Origin of the sequence: Lactococcus sp. S64 (genome assembly GCF_016516525.1) — a bacterium.
Lineage (GTDB): Bacteria > Bacillota > Bacilli > Lactobacillales > Streptococcaceae > Lactococcus > Lactococcus lactis.
Genome location: NZ_JACVUQ010000002.1, coordinates 159,256 through 177,887 on the forward strand (window position 1 = coordinate 159,256; position 18,632 = coordinate 177,887).

At 32.8% G+C, this 18,632-nt stretch carries 19 protein-coding genes and 1 other annotated feature; of the genes, 5 read left to right on the plus strand and 14 right to left on the minus strand.

Annotated elements, in window-relative coordinates; all coding sequences use genetic code 11:
* Positions 1–29: 29 nt before the first annotated feature.
* The 5 genes from IAE51_RS03175 to IAE51_RS03195 form a co-directional block, all read right to left on the minus strand.
* The gene (locus tag IAE51_RS03175; protein WP_058204803.1) at positions 30–1,088 is read right to left on the minus strand and encodes an aminopeptidase P family protein; all 1,059 of its coding nucleotides are present in this window, start codon (positions 1,086–1,088) and stop codon (positions 30–32) included.
* A gap of 100 nt (positions 1,089–1,188) precedes the next feature.
* A complete protein-coding gene (gene rsmA, locus IAE51_RS03180) occupies positions 1,189–2,073 on the minus strand; it encodes a 16S rRNA (adenine(1518)-N(6)/adenine(1519)-N(6))-dimethyltransferase RsmA (protein ID WP_003129621.1) in 885 nt (294 codons plus the stop codon).
* 110 nt (positions 2,074–2,183) lie between these two features.
* Positions 2,184–2,804 (minus strand): ribonuclease M5, encoded by a 621-nt coding sequence (rnmV, locus tag IAE51_RS03185; protein WP_015426033.1) that lies wholly within the window; start codon positions 2,802–2,804, stop codon positions 2,184–2,186.
* Positions 2,782–3,315 (minus strand): adenylate kinase, encoded by a 534-nt coding sequence (locus tag IAE51_RS03190; RefSeq protein WP_058211535.1) that lies wholly within the window; start codon positions 3,313–3,315, stop codon positions 2,782–2,784. The genes rnmV and IAE51_RS03190 overlap by 23 nt, the downstream gene beginning before the upstream one ends.
* A gap of 37 nt (positions 3,316–3,352) precedes the next feature.
* On the minus strand, positions 3,353–4,126 hold the full coding sequence (locus IAE51_RS03195; protein WP_200094728.1) for a TatD family hydrolase: 774 nt from the start codon (positions 4,124–4,126) through the stop codon (positions 3,353–3,355).
* A 317-nt stretch (positions 4,127–4,443) separates the two neighbouring features.
* Between IAE51_RS03195 and IAE51_RS03200 the strand changes: the two genes are divergently transcribed.
* The 3 genes from IAE51_RS03200 (at position 4,444) to brnQ (ending at position 6,595) form a co-directional block, all read left to right on the plus strand.
* Complete coding sequence (locus IAE51_RS03200) at positions 4,444–4,716, plus strand: (4Fe-4S)-binding protein (RefSeq protein ID WP_058204917.1); 273 nt, start codon at positions 4,444–4,446, stop codon at positions 4,714–4,716.
* Entirely contained in the window at positions 4,716–4,988 is a 273-nt protein-coding gene (locus IAE51_RS03205) for a GNAT family N-acetyltransferase (protein WP_200094730.1), read from the plus strand. The genes IAE51_RS03200 and IAE51_RS03205 overlap by 1 nt, the downstream gene beginning before the upstream one ends.
* A 236-nt stretch (positions 4,989–5,224) precedes the next feature.
* On the plus strand, positions 5,225–6,595 hold the full coding sequence (brnQ, locus tag IAE51_RS03210; protein ID WP_200094732.1) for a branched-chain amino acid transport system II carrier protein: 1,371 nt from the start codon (positions 5,225–5,227) through the stop codon (positions 6,593–6,595).
* A 77-nt stretch (positions 6,596–6,672) separates the two neighbouring features.
* On the opposite strand, the gene IAE51_RS12410 is transcribed toward brnQ, so the two are convergent.
* The 7 genes from IAE51_RS12410 to IAE51_RS03235 all read right to left on the minus strand — a co-directional run bounded on the left by IAE51_RS12410 (position 6,673) and on the right by IAE51_RS03235 (position 14,817).
* The gene (locus IAE51_RS12410; RefSeq protein WP_370524355.1) at positions 6,673–7,620 is read right to left on the minus strand and encodes a collagen binding domain-containing protein; all 948 of its coding nucleotides are present in this window, start codon (positions 7,618–7,620) and stop codon (positions 6,673–6,675) included.
* A gap of 38 nt (positions 7,621–7,658) precedes the next feature.
* Entirely contained in the window at positions 7,659–7,859 is a 201-nt protein-coding gene (locus tag IAE51_RS12415) for an Ig-like domain-containing protein (protein WP_370524356.1), read from the minus strand.
* Positions 7,826–8,125, minus strand: a complete 300-nt coding sequence (locus IAE51_RS12155; protein ID WP_023188916.1) for a hypothetical protein — start codon at positions 8,123–8,125, stop codon at positions 7,826–7,828. The genes IAE51_RS12415 and IAE51_RS12155 overlap by 34 nt, the downstream gene beginning before the upstream one ends.
* 26 nt (positions 8,126–8,151) lie before the next feature.
* Positions 8,152–9,045 (minus strand): polysaccharide deacetylase family protein, encoded by an 894-nt coding sequence (locus IAE51_RS03220; RefSeq protein ID WP_023188917.1) that lies wholly within the window; start codon positions 9,043–9,045, stop codon positions 8,152–8,154.
* A 272-nt stretch (positions 9,046–9,317) separates the two neighbouring features.
* A complete protein-coding gene (locus IAE51_RS03225) occupies positions 9,318–10,538 on the minus strand; it encodes a glycosyltransferase (RefSeq protein ID WP_023188918.1) in 1,221 nt (406 codons plus the stop codon).
* 4 nt (positions 10,539–10,542) lie between these two features.
* Entirely contained in the window at positions 10,543–11,574 is a 1,032-nt protein-coding gene (locus IAE51_RS03230) for an acyltransferase (protein WP_021722354.1), read from the minus strand.
* A gap of 486 nt (positions 11,575–12,060) precedes the next feature.
* On the minus strand, positions 12,061–14,817 hold the full coding sequence (locus tag IAE51_RS03235) for a cation-transporting P-type ATPase (RefSeq protein ID WP_200094734.1): 2,757 nt from the start codon (positions 14,815–14,817) through the stop codon (positions 12,061–12,063).
* Positions 14,818–14,868: 51 nt separating this feature from the next.
* Positions 14,869–14,912 (minus strand) — a sequence feature (sodium ion sensor (DUF1646 type); this cis-regulatory element may regulate processes involved in with the transportation of sodium ions).
* 247 nt (positions 14,913–15,159) lie between these two features.
* Between IAE51_RS03235 and IAE51_RS03240 the strand changes: the two genes are divergently transcribed.
* Positions 15,160–16,323 carry a DUF998 domain-containing protein gene (locus IAE51_RS03240; RefSeq protein WP_023188922.1) on the plus strand — a complete coding sequence of 388 codons (1,164 nt, stop codon included), beginning with the start codon at positions 15,160–15,162 and terminating at the stop codon, positions 16,321–16,323.
* 381 nt (positions 16,324–16,704) lie between these two features.
* Here IAE51_RS03240 and spx read toward each other — a convergent pair whose 3' ends face one another.
* Positions 16,705–17,103, minus strand: a complete 399-nt coding sequence (gene spx / locus IAE51_RS03245; RefSeq protein ID WP_003129597.1) for a transcriptional regulator Spx — start codon at positions 17,101–17,103, stop codon at positions 16,705–16,707.
* Between the two features lie 159 nt (positions 17,104–17,262).
* Positions 17,263–17,793, minus strand: coding sequence for a hypothetical protein (locus IAE51_RS03250; RefSeq protein WP_003129594.1), 531 nt, complete (start codon positions 17,791–17,793; stop codon positions 17,263–17,265).
* A 196-nt stretch (positions 17,794–17,989) separates the two neighbouring features.
* On the opposite strand from IAE51_RS03250, the gene IAE51_RS03255 reads away from it, so the two are divergent.
* Positions 17,990–18,589, plus strand: coding sequence for an ATP-dependent Clp protease proteolytic subunit (locus IAE51_RS03255; RefSeq protein ID WP_003129593.1), 600 nt, complete (start codon positions 17,990–17,992; stop codon positions 18,587–18,589).
* The last annotated feature ends 43 nt before the right edge of the window (positions 18,590–18,632 follow it).

Sequence of the window (18,632 nt, forward strand, 5' to 3'; positions counted from 1 at the left end):
TCTTATTTTATCACAAGTTATTGCTTTTTTCAAATAACGATAAGCTCTTTTGGGGCTTTTGTTAAGACTTCACAGCCATTTTCTGTCACTAATAAGTCATCTTCAATTCTGACTCCACCAAATTCAGGAATATAAATTCCTGGCTCATCTGTAATAACCATCCCAGCTTCCAAGTGATTTTCTGTCATTGATTGATTAAAATAAGGAATTTCATGAACATCTAAACCAAGTCCATGTCCAATTCCATGCGTAAAATACTGACCAAAATTGGCTTCTTCAATGATGGTACGCGGAACCTTATCATATTCGGCATAAGTCATTCCCGCTTTGACTTCTTTGATAAGTGTTTCATTAGCCTTACGCACGGTTTCATAAATTGTTCGCATCTTGTCATCTACAGAACCCACAAAAATTGTTCTGGTCATATCGCTAGCATAATGTTCATAATAACAACCAAAATCAATGGTCACTGGATCACCAAATTGAATCATTTTACTGGTCGCAACGCCATGAGGCAAGCTACTTCTCTTGCCTGAGGCAACAATGGTTTCAAAGGAAATTCCGCTCGCCTCTAAATCACGCATTTTGAAATCAAGAAAATTAGCAACTTCAATTTCAGTTCGGCCCGGCTCAATGAATTTTAAAGCTGACATAAACGCTTCATCAGCAATTGCACAGGCTTTTTTTATCAAATCAATCTCTGTGTCATCTTTAAATTGGCGCAATTCCAAAACAAAATTACTTGTGGCTAAAAGTTCTAATCCTGGAGTGGCGTCAGAAAGTCTTTTAAAGAAAGCATAGTCAACTGTTTCTTCAAAAGCTATATTTTTAATTGATTCACTTGCTGACAGGTCTGTCAGTAAACTTATTGGATCTCTTGTTTCAATAATTTCAAAATCACTAATCAATCCACGCGCCATTTCACTATAACGGCTGTCTGTCATAAAAATATTTCGCTTCGCTGTCAAAAAAACTGTGCCCGCGGTTCCAGAAAATCCTGTCAGATAAAAGATATTCTTCATATCAGTAATCAATAAACTATCAATATTTTCTGTCAGCATTTTTGCTTTTAATTTTTCAATTCTCATTTTATTCTCCTTTAAATTAAGAATTAAACTTTAAAATATTTCTTCATTTTCTTACATGATAACACAAAAACGCTAACATGAGTTAACGTTTCCTTTTAATTTATTTTTTAAGCGGAAGTAGAGCATCAGCTAATTTAGCAAATTCTTCAATAGATAAGGCTTCACCACGAATTGTTGGCGATATTTCTGCTTGTGCCAATAATTTTTCAATTTCAGGTTTACTTTCTTTACCAAAAGCTGCTTGTAAATTATTCATCAATGTTTTACGACGATGAACAAAACTGCTGTGCATCGTTTTAAAGAACCATTCTTCATCTTCTACTTCAACCAATGGTGCTTCACGACGAACCATTTTCAAAATAGCTGAATCAACATTTGGTGCTGGAATAAAGACAGTTCGAGGTACGATAAAGGCTACACTTGCTTCCATATAATATTGAACAGCAATTGATAATGAGCCGTAAGCTTTCGTTTTAGGACTTGCAGCAATTCGGTCTGCCACTTCTTTTTGCATCATCACCACAAATTCTGAAAATGGAATTTTGCTTTCAATCAAATGCATCAAAATCGGTGTTGTGATGTAATAAGGTAAATTCGCAACCACTTTGATTGGTAAATTTGGATTTTTAAATTTTTGAATTTCTGAAAGTAAATCAACTTTCAAAATATCTGCCGAAACCAAGGTAAAATTATCGTAAGGTGCCATCGTTTCTTCTAAAATTGGAATCAAAGATTTGTCAATTTCAAAAGCCATCACTTCAGCTGCTTCTTCCAATAGATATTGGGTCAAAGAACCAATACCTGGACCAATTTCAATGACATTTACTTCTTTTGAAAGTTCAGCGGTTTGAGTAATTTTTGTCAGAATATTATGGTCTGTCAGGAAATTTTGTCCAAATTTTTTCTTAAAATTAAAATCATGGCGACGTAAAATGTCCTGAGTACGGATAATATTGGAAATGCGGTCTATGTTGTTTTCTGTCATTTTTTCTTTCTTTTACTTTTTATGTATTTTAAAACTGATATTAAGTTTCTGTCAGTAAATTTTACTGACAGAAACCATTGATGTATTCTATCAGCGACATTTATCTTCTGTCAGTAATTCTTCATTACATTTTCAATTTGTTCTTTTGTAATTTTAAACATGTTAAGTCGTTTCTTAATTTGTTTTCCATTCGCATAACCAATTCTGAGTTGCTCACAAAGAAATTCTCGACGTTTTCTACTGTCAGCGGCCATAACTAAGCCAAAACTCATTAAATCAGTTTGTGTCAGTTCTGTCAGCAATTCTTTTTTACTGACAGAACTTCTGTCAGAGGATGGTCCTTGCGTTTTAGCACTTCCAAATTCATCAGCAACTTTTTCTCCACCAAATACTTCTGCCAAAGCCTGATTCAGTGCTTCAAAATTTGCATGCTCAACTCCTAAAGAACCTTTTCCTTTAGGTCTTGCCTCATCGCGATTTAAAAAAGCATGTTTAGCATTTGGAACGGCTTGCATTATGATTTTACGAATTCTTTCTCCTTGGAAATCTGGATCAGTAAAAACAATAATTCCTCGCTTATCTTCTAACCTCTTTAGTCGTTCTAAATCTCTGTCATCAATAGATGAACCTCCTGTTTCATAGGTCTCACAGTCAAAATAACGCTTAAGATTCGCTGTGTCATCTCGTCCCTCTACCACAATTACTTCATTAATTTTTTGCTTTTCTACCATAATTTGCTAAATATTTCTCTTTATCTTTTCGATTTTTAAGGATAATCACTTTACTTTCAACATTAAATTCTTTTATTTTTTGCTCAATCTGTGGAAACTCTTTTTCAGGAAAGGTCCAAACAAATTTCAAAAATTCCAGATATTCTTTGTCCCATTTTTCTTTAAACTCTTCAGCAATATCTGGACGATTTTTACCAAAAACACAACTCTTAATCGAGCGCTTAATCACCCGAAACGTTGTTTTTAAACGGGGCGTCTTCAACCAGATTACTTCATCAGCAAAAGGTAATCGCTCATCTAAAGTTGAACCGTAATTTCCATCAATAATCACATTCTCATTTTGAAAAATAAAAATTCTTGTCGCCTCACGTAACTTTTCTCTGGCAATTTCACTTGGATATTTATGAAAAACCTTATCTAAATGCAAAATAGGATAACTTGTAATTTTTCCTAGTTCTCTTGCAAAAGTTGATTTACCACTTCCTGAACTACCAATAATCATAATTTTCATAAAAATAGCTCCTATCCAAATCAAAATAAATACGAATTTATTTTTTCAAGCCAAAAATCCTCAAGGCATTTTCTGTTGTCGCTTTAGCCACTTCATCAGCAGAAATTTCACGTAATTCAGCAATTTTCTCAACAATAAATTTTGTGTAAGCTGGTCTATTTTCTTTTCCACGATATGGCATTGGTGTTAAATAAGGCGCATCAGTTTCCACTAAAATTTTATCCAAAGGAACTGTAGCCGCAGCCTCCTGAACATCAAGAGCCTTCTTAAAAGTGACTACACCTGAAAAAGAAATCATCATTCCAAGCTCTACAAATTTGAGTGCCTCATCGGCTGTCCCAGAAAACGAATGCATAATCGCACCAGCAGAACCAACGCCTTCTGATTTAATAATTTCATAAGTATCATCAAGAGCATCACGTGTATGTACTTGAAAAGGCAGACCCATTTCCTTAGAAATCTGAATTTGTCTTCTAAAAACTCGTTCTTGTTCTTCTTTCGGACGGACCATCCAGTGATAATCCAAACCAATTTCTCCAAGAGCAATTACTTTTTTTGCTGACAGCTTGGTCAGTAAATAATTTTCAGCTTGGTCATCAAATTCAGCAGCATCATCAGGATGCCAGCCAATTGTTGCGTAGCATTCTTCAAATTTCTCAGCCAACAAAAGTGCTGCATCATTTAATTCATAATTACTTCCAACATTATTAATTCTTGTCACTCCAAATGTTTGAGCTTGGACTGATTCATCTTGAATTCGTCCTTCAAATTCACTAGTATTTAGATGAGTATGTGTATCAAAAATTTCCATTATCTTATTTGAAATTCCTTCTCCGTAATTTTTTAAGCAAAAAATTTTCCAATTTATTACTAGAGTTTTTTCTCTTTTTTATTAATCTGTCATTGATTAATTAATTTTACTTTTATTTAATCAACCCTAAAACATATTTTAAGTTTTTTCCAAGACAAAAAAGTCAATAAGCATTTATATTATAACATATCTGTATATCTCTTTCATCTCTTCCTAGACCCCTATATTATTTTTAATGCTTTCTATAGATATCATTCTGATAAAGCAGCTTGACAAATGTCATATAAAAAAATACAATCGTAAACAGGAGGAAGAAAATGGATAATTCAAAATTATTTGGCGAAGCTGCGAATGAAGAACAACTATTGAAAAATGATTATCGTAAGTATCGTGGTGAAAACATGGATATTTATTACAATGTAGCAATTTGTGAACATGCAGGTGAATGTGTTAAAGGAAATCCTTTAGTATTTGAAGTTGGCCGTAAGCCTTGGATTATCCCCGATAATGGCGAGGTCGCTTCCAATCAATCAGTAATCAATAGATGCCCTTCCGGAGCACTAAAATATTTGGCGAAGGAGAAAAACTAATGAACATTATTGAAAGAGAAAATCTATTTGAACTTCTGTCAGATAAAGGAGAAGTCATTGGCGAAATGGCCTATATGCCTATGAATAATTCAATAATAATCACTCATACTGGCGTTTCACTTGACTATCGCGGTCAAGGCCTAGCCGAAAAATTAGTTCTTGCCGGAATCCAAAAAGCAAGACGCAAACAATTAAAATTAGGAGCCACTTGCCCCTATGCCGTCAAATATTTCAGAGAACACAAAGAAGAATTAACTGATGTTTTAAAATAAGCTAATCCTTAAATATAAAAGACCTTTTAGCGGGGCCTTTTTTATGTATTCTAAATTAAGCAATAGAAAAAATTTTCTTCAAACTTTACTTTAACACTGAATTTACTTGGTAATTTAAAAGGCTTAATAAAATCAATCGTCATGTTTTCTATAAAATTGTGTTGTAAATTCACAATTTTTTTGCTATAATAATTCATTATTTTATCTATCAAACAAATCAATTATAAGGAGTATTTATGGAGGAAAAATTAGCTGGTAAAGATTACCTCTTTATAGGGTCAATGTTATTTGGACTTTTCTTTGGTGCTGGAAATTTAATTTTTCCAATACATATGGGTCAAGAGGCCGGTGCTGCTATTTCACAAGCAAATTTTGGTTTTTTAATTACAGCAGTCGGCTTTCCCTTTTTAGGAATTATCGCTCTGGGAATTTCTCAAAGTAACGGGGTTTTTGAGTTAGCTTCCCGAGTCAATCGTATTTATGCTTATATTTTTACAATTTTACTTTATCTCGTTATTGGCCCCTTTTTCGCTCTTCCTCGCTTAGCAACTACTTCTTTTGAAATTGGAATTTCACCTTTGTTAAGTCATGAACTCCAAGCTCCACTATTGGCTCTTTTTAGTATCCTTTTCTTTGGAACCGCCTGGTTTCTGTCTAGAAAGCCAACAAAACTCTTAGATTATATCGGAAAATTTTTAAATCCCCTCTTTTTGGTTTTGTTAGGTATTATTTTGGTCATTGCTTTCACTCATCCATTAGGAAAAGTTAGCCAAGCAGAAATTGGTAAAGCCTATCAAGCATCTCCTATTTTGACGGGTTTCACACAAGGTTACAATACTCTTGATGCCTTGGCCGCCTTAGCTTTTGGAATCATTATCATCACAACTATTCGCCAACGTGGCGTAAAAAATCCTAAAATTATTGCAAAAGAAACCATAAAAGCTGGCCTTATCAGTGTAGGACTAATGGCTATCATTTACACCTGCCTTTCTTACCTAGGTACTATGAGTCTTGGGCAATTTGCTATTAGTGAAAATGGTGGAATTGCTCTCGCTCAAATTTCCAACCACTACTTAGGAAATTTCGGCATGATTATCTTAGCACTCATTGTCATCATCGCTTGCTTAAAAACAGCCGTTGGCTTAATGTCTGCCTTTTCTGAAACCTTTGCTGAATTATTTCCTAAAAAAGAATACCGTTTTTATCTCCTCATCGTAAGTATTCTTCCTTGCATCTTTGCAAATATTGGTTTGACAAAAATTATAGAACTTTCAGTTCCAGTCCTCATGTTTTTATATCCCTTAGCCATTATCCTTATTTTATTAGCTTTATTAAGCCCGCTTTTTAAACATTCTAGACTCGTTTATCAGATAACAACTGCTTTTACACTTTTAGCGGCTATTATCGATGGACTCAATGCTCTTCCAGCCAGTCTTCACACAATTACTTTCATATCAGTAATAATTAATTTTGCTAAAGACTTTCTACCCTTTTTCTCCCTAGGAATGGGTTGGATTCTTCCGGCGCTTTTAGGCTTTATCATCGGATGTTTATGTCAAATCGCGATTACTGTATATAAAAATAAAAAGTCTTCAACACTTTCATAAAAGTTGAGAGCCTACAATATATAAAAAGGAGTTTCAAATAATTGATAACTCCTTTTCTTTTACATCAACTCAGATAATTAAATTTTTGATTTTCTCTTAATATAGATCATTCCAAGCACCCCAGAAATCAATAGAAGTATTCCCAACACTTTGAAAAAATCCCTTGGGCTATCCCCCGTTTTAGGCAACTCTTCAGATGTTTCTGATTCCATTGAAGAAGACGAAGTCGACATTACTTGTGAGGATGAACTAGGAGTAGTAATTGATTGGTCGGGTTTTTCAGGAGCTTCTTCTTTAACAGGGATGATTGTATTTATAAAATTATACCCCTCCTGTTGATTCGTGTAATTACTAACAGACACCTCTTTTACATCATAATCGTAAAGTTTCCCACTTTCATCATACTTATCCAAATTGGTAAACGAATATTTCCAATTTTCTTTAGCCGTCACATCTCGTGAATCAACTTTCTCTCCATTCCGATATAACTCAATACTAATAAAACTTGGTCTTAAACCACGTGCATTATTGTCATCAATCCAAGTTTTCTCTCCAGAAATAGAAAGTTTCATACTTGCATTTCCATTTCCACCATTGTTAGGAGTATGAACTTCTACTACCTGTTTTTCAATATTTTCTCCCGTCAATTCTCCTCTATTTTCATACTGTTGAGAAAGCTCTCCATCCGTTGCCCTCGTTGAATAATCGATAATAATCGTATTTGAAATATCACCTAAATTCACGGTAAATCTGTTCACGCCATTTTCTAAAATACTAGCCTGAGGATAATAGCTATCAACATTATAATTCTCTCCATCACTACTATAAGTCACATTAGCTACCGAAATCGAACCAGAAACTAAATTCTGATTCCCACCAATAATATCAGTATAAATAGCTTTCTGGATATTTTCTTTAGCATAATTGATCCGAACCTGCCAATGAATTAAGGTTGAATCATTCTCGTCAACCCATCCCCATTTATAAAGTACCTCATCTTTATCCGGTCCTGTTGCCGGACCAATGTTAACCTCTGTTGTTCCTCCATCTTTCCAATCAACTACTACCCTTGTATTTCCTCTACTTTTTGTTCATCCCAATTAACCCAAACGGAAAATGAATCTTTAATGTCTGAAGTTGCATTTTCAACAAGTTTTGAAAAAGTAACAGTTACCACCCCCGTAAGATGATTAGCAACCGCCGTTCCGATAATATTTCCAGCTTCATCTTTTATTTCAAAAGTAATATCTTTTGATAAGTTAATAAATCAGGAACATTGACACTCATTGTATCCCCCTGAGAAACGCTTCCCACTGGAATATCAAAATCCCAATGAGCCTGAACATCATCATAAATACCAAAATCTGTTTTCGGATTTCCCAAATCATCAGTCAGTTCATGTCCCGTTATAAATTTATTTCCATAGTCAGCAGCAAATACATTTGAAGGTTTAAATAAATTAATTCCAACCAAGCACATCAATAAACTCAGAACCATTAATAATTTAAATGACTTATTCTTCGCCTTCATGAATATCTCCTTCTTATTTTCTCTTATTATTGTGTCCCTTCACTTAAGAGCCAATGTTTGATAGTTTTCCAATTATCCTTCGTAACAATCAACCTAGGAATATTACTATATAGTGTTTCATTAGTCACTACACCTGGAGATAGTGTGAATATTCCTTGAATTCCATCTTGTAGCATATAATCTTCTAAGTCTTTATTTTGTGCTCCATAGGGATAAGCAAAAACTTTTCCTTTTTGATCTAACTTCTCACCAAATGCTTTCTGACTTTTTTGGTAATCTTCTTGCACTACTTTTTTTGAAATATTAGTAGATAAAATCGGTTCAAAGTTTTCTTGATAATGTAAGTCATTCGTATGTAGTCCTGAAGTAACCAAAGGATTTTCATTCATTTTCTTTATTTCTTTCCAAGTCGACATTTGTGAACCATCAATGGTTTGTCCAACTTTTCCCGTGATAATGAATTGCGTAAAGGGTAAGTCTAATTTTTTCATTATTGGATAAGCGTTCTCTGGCAAAGACTTATCAATGTCATCAAAAGTAATCACTACTGCTTTGCCAATCACCTCTTTTTTATTAAGCTTCTCTATCAGTTCTGAACTAGTCAAAACTTTAATATGATTTTTCTTTAAAAATGTCATTTGCTGTTCAAAATCTTGCAAGAATACATTATATTCATGGAGTTGAGAATTATGCGAAATTGAATAAGCGAAATTTGTAACCACCGTATCTTTTAACACACGGTGATAACAAAGAACAATAATTCCATCATTGTCTTTAAGCAAACTCTCATAAGCAAAATCTGGCTGCTCCTTTTTTCCATCTTGTACATATTTTTTTGTTTCACGTGTGGACATAAACACCAAGATAGCAATAAGACCAAACATCAATATCAAAAAAATATTCTTTTTACTAAATTTCATATTATAAATCTAAGCCTCCTTCGTTAAAATATAAAGACTAGGAATCGTTAATATTGAAAGAAGACAAAACAAATCATAAATTATATCTTCCCAATTTGTTATTGGAAACCCAATGATTACAAAAACAGAGATAATTCCATCACTATATATCCCCAGCAAAGAGATTAATAAAAGAACGAAAACAATTAATATAAACAGCCAACATAGTGAAACAGCCAAGAATTCCAAAAAATGTCGTTTTTTCATTTTTTTACGTATTACTAATTCCATTATTACACCCCTCTATCAGGACTTTCCCATTTTCCTTTATTTGTCCGATTAGTTAAAACAACAAGTTCAGCAGAAAGAGCACTAATCAAATTTAGAAACCAATAAGCAACAAGATAAGCTGGAAATATTAATTTATCAGTCAAGGATAAGCGGCTCTCCCCTTTATCATTATTAAGTCCTAAAAAGAATACAAAAAATGAAATAAGAACAAAAATCACGATAATTTGACCCGATACTTTGAATTCTTGATTTAACAGCATTTGGAGAAAATACTGATAAGATTCTATTAAGAAAAACCAACTCCAAATATGACTACAAATCATTTCAATCAAAAGAAACCGATGTTTAAATTCTCCTCTTTTAAAAACCCATGATAAATTTGTAATTAATACTTCTACTCCACCAACTGCCCATCTTCTCCGTTGCTTTAAAAGAGATTTTAAATTTTCAGGAACGAGAATATAGCTTAAGGCTTTAGGGACATATTTGACTTTCCATTGATTACGATGAAGTCGCCAAGTGACATCAATGTCTTCCGTCATCACTTCGGTATTAAAGCCCCCAATTTCTTTCAAAGCCTCTACACGATACATAACAATCACACCTGATACGGTCATTATTGCACCTAGAAAAAGACTTTGTGCTCTCTTAATCGCATCAATCACACTTAAATACTCTAAGGTTTGTAATTTCCCCAATAGAGTTGTTCTGTTTCTAACAATAGGTCGTCCAGTCACAGCCCCAATATCTGAACTAGAAGTTAATTCGGCCAATAAATAAGATAGAGCATCTTTAGAAAGATATGAATCCGCATCAATAACAAGCATATACTTGCTGTTAACTTGTTGCAAAGCAACATTTAAAGCCGTGGCTTTTCCCTTATTTTCCTTTTGCTCAAGAATAGTTAATGTTTCCCAATCGTCGAAAGATTTTTTTACTTCATAAAGTTTCTCCAAAGTGCGGTCACTACTCTTATCATCAACAATAAAGATCTCTAGGAAAGGGTAATTTAGATTACGTAGTGATAATAAAACTTCCTCAATCGTTTCTTCTTCATTGTACGCAGAAATAACAATACTAATTTTTTCAAATTCTTTTGTTTCATCAATTGCTTTCTTATCTCTTTCTTTCCGCCGAGATAAAAAAGCACCACTTGCCCAAATGAAGGACAAGATAATCGGATAATAAACAACATAAACATCTACCATTGTTGAGATTATCATAGTTTTAATTTTCCTTTCTTTCTTTTTTTCTCTTAAAAGGGAAATTTAAAACTTTTCCCACAAAAATTCCTAGTAATGCCGCACTAGTAAAGGCTACTGGAATAATAATCGGTCCTGCTATCACTCGTTGACTTAAGTTTGGAATTTCATGCTTAAAAAATCCATAGACAAACTGATCCGTTAAATCAGATATAAGATAGATAGTCAAAGTAGCGGTAGATAGAGCCTTTAGCAACCTAACGCTCCATTTTGGAATGGGAGTTCTCCACAAGATTGCTATAACTAATACTGTCATTATGGCTGTTTGATAACCAAAATAATCATTGTGGTCTAGCCACTGAAATTCTTGATTCCAACTTGCAAAAGTGTCCGTCAAAGTAAAAATCGTAAGTGCACTTAAGAATGCTGTAACAAGTTTTCCTATTGAAATTTTCTTTATTTCATTTTGATAAGTATAAAGGTAAGCTCCAATAAAATAATAACTAACGGGATAACAAATTTGCCAATAGTCTGGAATAACTTTTCCAAAACTATTTAATAAAGAGGGTAAGAATGTTAGCAAACTTGCGATAAAGACAATATATAAATGATAATTTTTTATTTCTTTTTTATAATTCCAGATAATATTTAATAAAGGGATAAAAAGATAAAGTCCTAAATACATTTCAACATACCAAGAGTAAGAATCGGTTGAATAATCAAAAATTCCATTTATGGCTGTGGAGAAGTCGCTTCCTTTTCCGACAAGAGATAGAACTCCCCATACTAATAAAGATATGCCTATATATGAAATGATGACAGGAACTATTCCCAGAACATATTGAGCACTTAATTCTTTTCGATTCATTAAAAATCCAGTTGCCACTAAAAACAAGGGCACACAAGTAATTAAAATCGTTCTTATCCCAATCCAAAAAATTGCTAAAGTGGAATGAATTGTCATATCATAAAAGCCCGAATTTAATAAAAAGTGGACCGAAATGACAAAGAATATTGCACAACTTTTCATTAAATCTATTGATGAATTACGTTTCATTTTTTTATATTTATAGCAGAAAAATTTTGCTCCTATAAATCCTTTCTCTAATTTGGGTTATAAACCGCTCAATTCAAAATTTACAATTATTTTTCCTTTACATCACTAAGATGTCTCGAAATCATGTTATTCTCCTAACTTTAATTTAGTATGGATTTATAACTAACGAAAATCATTAATTTTTGATTGCAATCCACCAATTTATCACAGTATAACATAACAAAAAGAAATATTGTAATATAAAGCTTACAAAAATTACTTAATATCATCATATTATTCATTTTTAATTATTATTAAACCCTATAAAGTAAAATATCAATCAATAAAAAAAGCGGTACAGCCCTTATAAACTGGCACTTATGATGGTTTTAGGCATATTAGATAATACTATAAATTGCAAATTTAGAAATCAAAAACAAACATCAGTTTGTAATTAGTAACATACAAAAAAAGTACTTACTCAAGTAAGTACTTTTTTGCATTGATTTACCATATTTTTATTTTAAAAACTTCTTTTATTCCTGACAATATTAATGTAGGTAGAGCAGGAATAAAAATCACAAGTAGATATACAGGTAATGTTAACTGAGCAGTTCCCATCACACTATTGAAAAACGGAATGATTGTTACTAAAAATGAAGAAACTCCTGCAAATAACACTGCTCCAACAAGTCTAATATTCCCAAAAGGATTACGTCTAAACAATGTTCTTGAACTTCTTGCATCAAATACATGCCATAATTGTCCATAAACTAAAGTCAGAAAAGCAACTGTTTGTGCTTCACTAGCGTTCAATCCATTTTGAGCAGCCAGGAGAAATCCAAGATAAACCATCGCTCCCATAACTGTTCCCCTAATCAAAACCCTAGACCACGTGTGGTTAGCAAGAATAGATTCATTAGGGTTCCGTGGTTTTTCTTTCATCAAATCTGTTTCGGCAACATCATAACCCAAAGAAAAAGATGGAATCGCATCACTCACCATATTAACCCAAAGAACCATTAAAGCAGTCAATGTCGGAGTCATTGCTGCTACATTTCCAACACTACTTCTAAATAAAACTAAACCTAATACAAGGGCCAAAACTTCAGCAACATTTGTTGTCAGTTCGTGTCTCATAAAGTTTTTTATATTAGCATAGATAGTACGACCGCTATAAACTGATTTTTCTATCGTTGTAAATTTATCATCTAGTAAAATGAGATCTGCAGAATCTTTAGTTACTTCTGTACCAGTAATTCCCATCGCCACTCCAATATCAGCAGCTCTTAAAGCTGGAGCATCATTTACTCCGTCTCCGGTCATAGCAACAACTTGTTGATGATTTTGGAGCTGTTTAACAATACGTTGCTTATGCTCTGGTGTCACTCTTGCATAAACATTAACATTTTTTACTTCTGCATAAAGCTCCTGATCTGACATTTCTTCAAGGTCAATTCCCTTTAAAACTGTTGCATTTTTTTCTTTTACAATCCCCAAATCATAGGCAATCGCACGAGCTGTTTTTTCATGATCCCCTGTAATCATGACCACATTAATATTTGCATCATGAAGTTGTCTGATAGATTCTTTCACTTCTTCTCGTGGAGGATCAATTATTCCTGCAACTCCCGTTAATATAAAATCTTTTTCTACGTCTTCCGTGGCTCCGTATAATGCCTCTTCTTCATCAACTTTTTTGTAGGCCACAGCCAAGGTTCTTAGTGCTTCATCCGCATAATCATCTACCACTTTAATAAAGTTATCTTTTGACTGCTCAGATTGGTCAACTATATCTCCAATCAAAATCCCCGAAGCTTTTTCCATTAAAACATCTGGTGCTCCTTTGGTATAAACGTAAAATCCTTCATCATTTTGAACAATGACACTCATCATTTTTCTACTGCTACTAAAAGGAAGAGTTCTTATAATTTTATTGTTTTTTAATAACTTATTCTTGCTATAGCCGGCTTTACTACCAAGAACGGTAAGAGCAACTTCTGTAGGATTACCAAAAGTTTTTACTTGCCCCTCAACTTCTTTGACACTTGAATCATTACACAAAACGATATTTTTCATAAATTGAGCAAAATTTACATTTTTTTCACCTTTTGATACCAAGTGAATTTCACCAATGGAACGATATCCCAGACCATCCACATTATACAGTTGACCATTAGCGTAAAATTTTGTAACGGTCATCTCATTTTGGGTCAATGTACCTGTTTTATCAGAACAGATGTAAGAAGTACTCCCTAAAGTTTCCACACTACTTAGTGTTTTAATCAAACCTTTATTTTTTGACATTTTGACTGCACCGATTGTCAATACTATTGAGAGAACAACTGGTAAAGCATCTGGAATAGAGGCAACTGCGAGAGCGATTGAGGTTGAAAATACTGAAGTAATTGAGTTAATTGAAAATTCTCCAGAACTTATTAATCCAAATACAAAAGTTAATAAAACAATCCCAGCGGATATTTTCATCAGTGTTTTAGTAAGTTTTTTTACGGTTTCTTGTAATGGAGATGATTTCATTCCCTCATCTTTCATCAACTGAGAAATTTTCCCAAGTTCTGTGTTTTCTCCCGTGGCTACAACTATTCCAATTCCCTGTCCATTTGAAACGATAGAGCCAGAAAATCCCATATTCGTTTGATCACCAATTTCGACGTTTTCATTAATGACCTCTATATTTTTTATTATAGCATCAGCTTCACCCGTTAAATGAGACTCAATTAATTGAAGTTCATCAAGCTCTAACCATCTTATATCGGCCTCCACAAAATCACCTACTGTAACTTTTACGATATCACCAACAACTAGCTCATTTGATGAAATTTTTTCTAAGGCTCCATTTCTTAGTACAGATGAAAAACGATTGTTCATTTCTTTTAGTGAATTTAAATTTTTACGAGCACTAATTTCTTGCCAAAAACCTAAAAATGCATTTATAATAATCAAAATAGCTATAGCAATCGCTTCATATAAAGATTCTAAACCATGTTTTTTATCTCCAACTATTTGGAATGAATAAAATGAACTAAAAAATGATAGAGCGACTGCCCCTAATAAAACAATGATTATTGGTTCTTTAAAACTTTTAAAAAATACTTTTAAATAGCTTTCTTCCTTTTCTTCTGGAAGTTTATTTTCACCATATCTTTCTCGATTATCAGTAACCTGAGTACTCGAAAGTCCTCTATCTATCTTAACATCATAACTATGTAATAATTCTTCTTTGGATTTTTGATAAAATTTCATATCATCCCTTTCTAGTAAAAAACGACAAAAAAGAACGCAAACCTCAAAACAATCTCCTCACCCTTGGAGATATGTCTTGAAGCTTGCGCCCAACCTAGTCGTTTATTTAATTAATTATATTTTAACATTATCCATATCGTAAGTCAATCCATTTTATATTGTTTTGACTACAACACAATATATAATTATATTAAAACTCAAATTATCCCTCCGTTCCCAAAACAAATAAGTTCCAGTAGCCCCTTTAGTAAGTTAAATGGTAAAATATTATTAGAATGTATGAATTTATAATATGTACTATATAAATGAATTTTCAATTATTTTAAAGCTAGAAAGAATATCATGACTAAAAATTACTTAGAAATCCCTGAAGAACTTTATAATAAATTAAGTGATTATGCAGAAAATGACCAACTATCAATCCGTTTAGAAAATCAACAGATATTATTAGAAAATCCGAAAATTAATCATACCAATAAACAAAATTTAGCTTTACACTATTTTATAGTACCTAGTTTAGCATCTGGAATAATTGCATTGCTTATCTTTTTAAGTACCAATCATCCACAAATCGCATTTACGGGGAGCCGCCACCTCTCTGTTGCAAGTTTGAGCATAATTCTATCAACCCTTTTTGGTTTTTTTGGTTTCATATGGACTTATCTTCGCAAAAGTTGTGACTTATCCAAATCTAAATTTAAAATTTTTAGAGAAACTTTAACGCTATCGGTAGCCTATACAAGTATTTCTTTTGCTGTTCAAATCATTTTTTGGTACATAATTGGCAAAACATTTAGCGGAGTAACTTTTGACCCCTTTACTGCAGGGTTTCTTGTCTTAGTATTTGTTGGAATCATCTTTTATTTTCTTATTTCAGCAGCTCTTTCCATCACTTTACCTAATCTTATTTTGCTCCTCTTTACCACTTTCATAGGGGGTATTCTTGTTTCAATGGCAACAAACAATCAAAAAGATTGGTGGCAACATAACTTCAGCTTCTTAGGAACTGGTGAAGCCACACAGCACTGGCAGTTCAATATCACCTTAATATTTTCTGCTCTTATTCTTCTTACCATAACTGATTTTCTCTTTGCTGAGTTTTCTAAGAGCAGCCTTTACAATTATAAATTTAAAATAATTCGTGTTTTTTATATTCTCATAGCACTTTTGATCGCTTTCGTCGGAATTTTTCCAGCCCAATCATGGACAATGCCTATACATAATAATTCTGCATTTGGTCTGGTTGCGGTTGTTCTTATTATGATTATCTTTCTTAAATGGTTAGTTCCCACCATTTCTAAAGAATTTTTAGCATTATCTTGGACTGCTTTGATAGCATTAACTTTATCTGCCGTTGCCTTTATGGGAATTCACTATCTCTCATTAACGGTCTTTGAAATTATTGCTTTTGCTATAGCTTTTACCTGGCTCGTTATGTTTATCAATTCACTCAGGGGAATTATTCAAGAAGGAAACGAATGGCAAGTAAAGCTCCTTCAAAAATAATTACCTCAAGCATCAGATAAGAAAAACAAAAAGGTTGAATTTTCAGAAAATTGTGTTATAATATCTTCACAAATACATTTTGGTTGGAGGTTCATCATGGAATTTAAAAGTTTACTGCTCCTTTCACTTGCTGCAGTTTCTGCAGTTGATCCATACTTACCCACAATTTTTATTTCAGCCACAACACTTGATGATATTGAATTTGAAGGATAACAATAACCATAAAAAATTTTTTAATTCATTTTCTTTTATTATCCAATAACAATTACTATGCACTCAACAAAAAAACATTGTTCCTTTCTGGCAGTGGTTTTTTTCAATAAAAAAAAAGACGCAAATGCGTCTATAAAAATTCCAATAAATGAATATTTTAATTATGAATTAAATTGCTGAACGCAAACGAGCGCCACCATTTTCTAAAACACGAACTGTACGAGGTAAAAAAGCACGGATTTCTTCTTCATTATATCCAACATGAAGACGTTTTTCATCCATAATAATTGGACGACGCATGATTTGTGGATTTTCAGAAATAATTTTAATTGCTTGTGAAAGTGAAATATCTTCAAAATCAACACCCAAAGTCTTCACAAAGCGATTTCTACTTGAAATTAATCCTTCAACACCATCGTCACATTTTTGTAGAATTTGACTAATCTCTGTTGTTGATAAAGGATCCGCGATGAGATTTCTTTCGTTAAATGGGATGTGGTGATATGAAAGCCAAGTTTTAGCTTTTTTACAGCTCGTACAAGAGGGTGCTGTATAGATTGTGATCATCGTCTCTCCTTCGTGTATATTTATTTATCTAATAGTATTAAACATCAATGATTGTACAATTATACCATATTTATAGACTTAAAAAAAGACCTTTTCAAAATTTTTTCACAAATTTTTTCAATAAAAAAACCACTGAAATCAGTAGTTTTTTTCACTGCATTAGATATTATAATGTTGTTTTTTCAACATCGATGGATAAACATTTTTAGCCTTTTGTAACTCTCGTTTTTTTGCCTCAATATCATCAGTAATTTCGACAGAAAAATTCTCGAAAATTGTACGAGATTCTTTGAAAATGTATCCCCCATTTTTCAAGTCCTGCTCGTCATCAAATACAGCTAAATGGTGAGAGAGCTTTTTGAAAAATGTATTCAAAAAATAAGTTGGAATGTATAAATTATACATTGAAGTATAGTTTTTCAAAAAATTATAATCGTAAAAAGGAACTTTCACATCACTTTGAGGATTAATTAATTCTTTATCACTCCCAGTAATTGGGCGATTAAGAATTTCAATCACTTTTTGATTAAGTGTGTTACGAACTTCAATTTCACGAAGTAATTTTTCAATTGTTAATCGTTTCTTATAACGATTTTCATCATAAATTTTGTAAATGTAGATGCCTGCAACCATTAGCCACGCGCCAATAATCAGACCAAAAATCATTGCAATAATAAGTTCTGTATTCATGTCATAATTATAACAAATTTGAAAGCGTTAAGAAAGTTTAAACTCTTTTTTTATCAAGTTTTAGGAAAAGTCATAAAAAAAGACAATATTCTTTGACCTTTTTTGACCAATGAGTTATAATATAGAAAAATAAACAAATGAATTCAATTTTATCTAAAATTAAATTCATATCTTATTTATAAAGGAGATTCAATCTATGGGTTATTTAGTACCTACCGTTATTGAACAATCAAGCCGTGGCGAACGTGCTTATGATATTTATTCACGACTTTTAAAAGACCGCATTATCATGCTGACAGGACCTGTTGAAGATGGAATGGCAAATTCTATCATTGCTCAACTTCTTTTCTTGGATGCACAAGATAACACTAAAGATATTTATCTCTACGTAAATACACCTGGTGGTTCTGTATCTGCTGGTCTTGCCATTGTTGATACAATGAATTTTATCAAATCAGATGTTCAAACTATCGTTATGGGAATGGCTGCCTCTATGGGAACAATCATTGCTTCAAGCGGAACAAAAGGCAAACGATTCATGTTGCCAAATGCTGAATATCTTATTCACCAACCAATGGGTGGTACAGGTCAAGGCACTCAACAAACTGATATGGCTATTGTTGCTGAGCAACTTTTGAAAACTCGTAAACGTTTGGAACAAATTCTTGCTGATAATTCCAACCGTTCACTTGAACAAATTCACAAAGATGCCGAACGTGACCATTGGATGGATGCCAAAGAAACTTTGGAATATGGTTTCATCGATGAAATTATGGAAAATAATTCCTTAAAATAATGATGTAAATTTTAAAAGCCCTGATTTCAGGGCTTTTTATTTT

Excerpts from the sequence above, each read along its gene's own strand:
- IAE51_RS03205 (WP_200094730.1), top strand. The coding sequence starts at position 4,716 with ATGAACATTATTGAAAGAGAAAATCTATTTGAACTTCTGTCAGATAAA.
- IAE51_RS03255 (WP_003129593.1), top strand. The coding sequence starts at position 17,990 with ATGGGTTATTTAGTACCTACCGTTATTGAACAATCAAGCCGTGGCGAA.
- IAE51_RS12155 (WP_023188916.1), bottom strand. The coding sequence starts at position 8,125 with ATGAAGGCGAAGAATAAGTCATTTAAATTATTAATGGTTCTGAGTTTA.
- IAE51_RS03195 (WP_200094728.1), bottom strand. The coding sequence starts at position 4,126 with ATGGAAATTTTTGATACACATACTCATCTAAATACTAGTGAATTTGAA.
- IAE51_RS03250 (WP_003129594.1), bottom strand. The coding sequence starts at position 17,793 with ATGAATACAGAACTTATTATTGCAATGATTTTTGGTCTGATTATTGGC.
- IAE51_RS03175 (WP_058204803.1), bottom strand. The coding sequence starts at position 1,088 with ATGAGAATTGAAAAATTAAAAGCAAAAATGCTGACAGAAAATATTGAT.
- rsmA (WP_003129621.1), bottom strand. The coding sequence starts at position 2,073 with ATGACAGAAAACAACATAGACCGCATTTCCAATATTATCCGTACTCAG.
- rnmV (WP_015426033.1), bottom strand. The coding sequence starts at position 2,804 with ATGGTAGAAAAGCAAAAAATTAATGAAGTAATTGTGGTAGAGGGACGA.
- brnQ (WP_200094732.1), top strand. The coding sequence starts at position 5,225 with ATGGAGGAAAAATTAGCTGGTAAAGATTACCTCTTTATAGGGTCAATG.
- IAE51_RS03200 (WP_058204917.1), top strand. The coding sequence starts at position 4,444 with ATGGATAATTCAAAATTATTTGGCGAAGCTGCGAATGAAGAACAACTA.
- IAE51_RS03230 (WP_021722354.1), bottom strand. The coding sequence starts at position 11,574 with ATGAAACGTAATTCATCAATAGATTTAATGAAAAGTTGTGCAATATTC.
- IAE51_RS03190 (WP_058211535.1), bottom strand. The coding sequence starts at position 3,315 with ATGAAAATTATGATTATTGGTAGTTCAGGAAGTGGTAAATCAACTTTT.
- IAE51_RS03240 (WP_023188922.1), top strand. The coding sequence starts at position 15,160 with ATGACTAAAAATTACTTAGAAATCCCTGAAGAACTTTATAATAAATTA.
- IAE51_RS03225 (WP_023188918.1), bottom strand. The coding sequence starts at position 10,538 with ATGATAATCTCAACAATGGTAGATGTTTATGTTGTTTATTATCCGATT.
- IAE51_RS03235 (WP_200094734.1), bottom strand. The coding sequence starts at position 14,817 with ATGAAATTTTATCAAAAATCCAAAGAAGAATTATTACATAGTTATGAT.
- spx (WP_003129597.1), bottom strand. The coding sequence starts at position 17,103 with ATGATCACAATCTATACAGCACCCTCTTGTACGAGCTGTAAAAAAGCT.
- IAE51_RS03220 (WP_023188917.1), bottom strand. The coding sequence starts at position 9,045 with ATGAAATTTAGTAAAAAGAATATTTTTTTGATATTGATGTTTGGTCTT.